Source organism: Streptomyces sp. NPDC054863 (assembly GCF_053610825.1).
Genome location: NZ_JBSGZD010000472.1, coordinates 1 through 3,587 on the forward strand (window position 1 = coordinate 1; position 3,587 = coordinate 3,587).

Consider the following 3,587-nt stretch of genomic DNA (forward strand, 5'->3'; position numbering starts at 1 on the left):
GGGCGGGACCTCGCGAAGAGTTCCCGCCCCACCCGCAGACGCACCACAAGTGCACACGCACCACAGGCACAGGCGCACCACAGGTGCACACGCACCACGGGCGCGACAGCTACCGCACCGGCGTGAAGTCCCGTGCCCCGATGAACTCGGGCCTGCGCACCGGGGCCGCGAACGGCTCCACCGCCTCGTTCTCCACGCTGTTGAACACGATGAAGACGTTGCTGCGGGCGTACGGGGTGATGTTGTCCCCGGAGCCGTGCATGCAGTTGCAGTCGAACCAGGTCGCCGAACCGGCCCGCCCGGTGAAGAGCCTGATGCCGTGCGCGTCGGCCATCCGGGTCAGTGCCTCGTCGGACGGAATGCCCGCGTCCTGCATCTGGAGCGACTTCTTGTAGTTGTCCTTCGGCGTCTCGCCCGCACAGCCCAGGAAGTGCTTGTGCGAACCGGGCATGATCATCAGCCCGCCGTTGGTGTCCAGGTTCTCGGTGAGCGCGATCGAGACCGACACGGTCCGCATGTTCGGCAGACCGTCCTCCGCGTGCCAGGTCTCGAAGTCCGAGTGCCAGTAGAAACCGGAGGCGCCGAAGCCGGGCTTGACGTTGATCCGCGACTGGTGGACGTAGACGTCCGAGCCGAGGATCTGACGGGCCCTGCCCACCACCCGCGGGTCGCGCACGAGCTGGGCGAAGACGGTGCTGAGCCTGTGCACCTCGAAGACCGACCGTACGTCCTGCGACTTCGGCTCGATGATCGAGCGCCCGTCCGCCCGCACCGCCGGATCGGCGACCAGCCGGTCCAGCTCGGCCCGGTACAGGGAGACTTCGTCGTCCGAGATCAGCTGGTCGACGGTGAGGAAACCGTCCCGCTCGAAACCGGCGAGGTCACCGGCCGCGATCGGGCCCTCGGCGTCCGGGACCCAGAGGACGGGGTCCTGGCGCGGGGTGGTCACCTCGGTGGCGCCACGCGTCGGATAGAGATCACCGGTAGCTGGGCCTGCGGGGTTCGTCAGTACGTCGGTCATGGCTCAGACCTCCTCGGTCAGCAGCGGGTAAACGCCGTTCTCGTCATGGTCCTCCCGTCCGGTCACGGGCGGGTTGAACACGCACACGCACCGGAAGTCGGTCTTCGGGCGCATGGTGTGGCGCTCGTGGCCGTCCAGCAGATACATGGTGCCGGGCTCGATCCAGTGGGTCTCGCCCGTCTCGTCGTTGGTGAGTTCCGCCTCGCCCTCGACGCACAGCACGGCCTCGATGTGGTTCGCGTACCACATCTGGGTCTCCGTGCCCGCGTAGAGAGTCGTCTCGTGGAGGGAGAAGCCGACCTTCTCCTTGGCGAGCACGATGCGCTTGCTCTCCCAGGTTCCGGTCTTCGCCTTCACATGGCGGTCGGTTCCTTCGATGTCCTTGAACGAGCGGACAATCACGGTGACTTGGGCCTTTCTCTTACGACGGTATGGGTGAAGTGACGAGGCGTCAGGCGGTCTCGCGGACCGCGCGCGCCAGGATGCGCAGACCCTCGTCCAGTTCGTCGGCGGAGATCGTGAGCGCCGGGAGCAGCTTCACGACCTCGCTCTGGGGTCCCGAGGTCTCCAGCAGCATGCCGAGCTCGAAGGCGCGGCGGCAGACGGCGCTCGCCCGGTCCTTGTCGGTGAACTCGACGCCCCAGACCAGGCCGCGACCGCGGAAGCTCACGCCGGCCCCGGCGTTCTCGTCAGCGATGGCGAGCAGGGCGCGCTCGACCAGTTCACCGCGGGCCTGGGTCTGCTTCTCCATCTGGCCGTCGGCCCAGTAGGCGTTGAGGGCGGCGGCGGCCGTGACGAAGGCGGGGTTGTTGCCGCGGAAGGTGCCGTTGTGCTCGCCCGGCTCCCAGACGTCGAGCTCCGGCTTGAACAGGCAGAGCGACATGGGCATTCCGTAGCCGCTGATCGACTTCGAGAGGGTGACGATGTCCGGCGTGATGCCCGCCTCCTCGAAGGAGAAGAACCCGCCGGTGCGACCGCAGCCCATCTGGATGTCGTCGACGATCAGGAGCATGTCCTGGCGGTGGCACAGGTCCTGGAGGGCGCGCAGCCACTCGGCGCGGGCGACGTTGATGCCGCCCTCGCCCTGCACGGTCTCCACGATCACGGCGGCGGGCTTGTTGAGGCCCGAACCCTGGTCCTCCAGGAGGCGCTCGAACCACAGGAAGTCCGGGACCGTGCCGTCGAAGTAGTTGTCGAACGGCATCGGCGTGCCGTGCACCAGCGGGATGCCGGCACCCGCCCGCTTGAAGGCGTTTCCGGTGACGGCGAGCGAGCCCAGCGACATGCCGTGGAAGGCGTTGGTGAAGGACACGACGGACTCGCGGCCCTTGACCTTGCGGGCCAGCTTCAGCGCCGCCTCGACGGCGTTCGTACCCGTCGGGCCGGGGAACATCACCTTGTACGGGAGGTCCCTGGGCCGCAGGATCACGTTCTGGAAGGTCTCCAGGAACGCCCGCTTGGCGGTCGTCGCCATGTCGAGGCCGTGCGTGATGCCGTCGCGCTCGATGTAGTCGATCAGGGCGCGTTTCAGAACCGGGTTGTTGTGCCCGTAGTTGAGGGAGCCGGCGCCGGCGAAGAAGTCCAGGTAGGTGTGGCCGTCCTCGTCGTGGAGGTGGCTGCCCTGTGCGCGGTCGAACACGGCGGGCCAGCTGCGGCAGTAGCTGCGCACCTCGGACTCAAGGGTTTCGAAGACACTGAGGGCGGGGGGTGTGATGGTCACTGCGGTCTCCTGGGATGGGGAGAGGGCGGGTGTACGAAGAAGAAGTCGGGGGCGCGGCGCGGGCGGCGACGGGACCGATCCGGCCCGGTCCGGGGCCGACCCGGCCGGTCCGGGGCCGGCCGGTCCGGGGCCGGCCGGTCCGGCGACGGAGCCGGTCCGGCGCCGGGCCGCGGCGGGCCGCCTTCCGGGTCCGGCCGGTCTGCCTGGTCCGCCGGTCTCAGGCCGCGACGGGGTTGATCCGGTACAGCACCTCCGGCAGGTGCGTCTCGCCCGAGTCCTGGGGGAACAGCCCCCCGTCGAAGAGGACTTCACGGCTCAGGGACGCGCCGCGCCGCTCGGCGTAGGAGGTGAACAACCGGTCGGACGGGACGTTGTCCGGGGTCACGGTCGTCTCGACGGTGCTGATGCCGTGGCTGGCGGCGACCTTCGTGGTCAGCGCGTCCAGCAGGGCCGCCGCCAGACCGCGGCCCCGGTGCTCGTTGTCCACCGCGACCTGCCAGACGACCAGCGTCTCGGGGCGCTCCGGGCGGACGTAGCCGGTGACGAAGGCGATCGGGTCGCCACCTGGCCGGTCGCGGGCGACCACCGAGGTCGTCGCGAAGTCGCGACACCACAGGAGGTAGCTGTACGAGGAGTTCAGGTCCAGGACCTCGGAGTCGCGGGCAATGCGCCAGATCGCGGCTCCGTCCTCCACTCGTGGGCTGTCGATCTCCGGGCCGGCGCCTTCCAAAAGCTGCGTGGTTACTGGGTCTGCTTGTGCGGCAGTCATGTCGAGGAAATTTACCGAGGTAATTCAAAAAATGCATGGCGGCACAGGCTTGGCCAAAGGTGGTTCCCGTGTTATCG

General features: G+C 68.5%; 4 protein-coding genes. All 4 read right to left on the minus strand.

What is annotated here, in order from left to right; translation table 11 throughout:
• Positions 1-109: 109 nt before the first annotated feature.
• Positions 110-1,021 carry an ectoine hydroxylase gene (thpD, locus tag ACWGIG_RS37770; protein ID WP_453326250.1) on the minus strand — a complete coding sequence of 304 codons (912 nt, stop codon included), beginning with the start codon at positions 1,019-1,021 and terminating at the stop codon, positions 110-112.
• Between the two features lie 3 nt (positions 1,022-1,024).
• Entirely contained in the window at positions 1,025-1,423 is a 399-nt protein-coding gene (locus ACWGIG_RS37775) for an ectoine synthase (protein ID WP_189821483.1), read from the minus strand.
• Between the two features lie 49 nt (positions 1,424-1,472).
• Entirely contained in the window at positions 1,473-2,741 is a 1,269-nt protein-coding gene (ectB, locus tag ACWGIG_RS37780; protein WP_453326251.1) for a diaminobutyrate--2-oxoglutarate transaminase, read from the minus strand.
• A gap of 217 nt (positions 2,742-2,958) precedes the next feature.
• On the minus strand, positions 2,959-3,510 hold the full coding sequence (gene ectA / locus ACWGIG_RS37785; RefSeq protein WP_453326252.1) for a diaminobutyrate acetyltransferase: 552 nt from the start codon (positions 3,508-3,510) through the stop codon (positions 2,959-2,961).
• Between the last annotated feature and the right edge of the window lie 77 nt (positions 3,511-3,587).

Coding starts and splice junctions, on each gene's coding strand:
- thpD (WP_453326250.1), bottom strand. CDS start 1,021: ATGACCGACGTACTGACGAACCCCGCAGGCCCAGCTACCGGTGATCTC.
- ectA (WP_453326252.1), bottom strand. CDS start 3,510: ATGACTGCCGCACAAGCAGACCCAGTAACCACGCAGCTTTTGGAAGGC.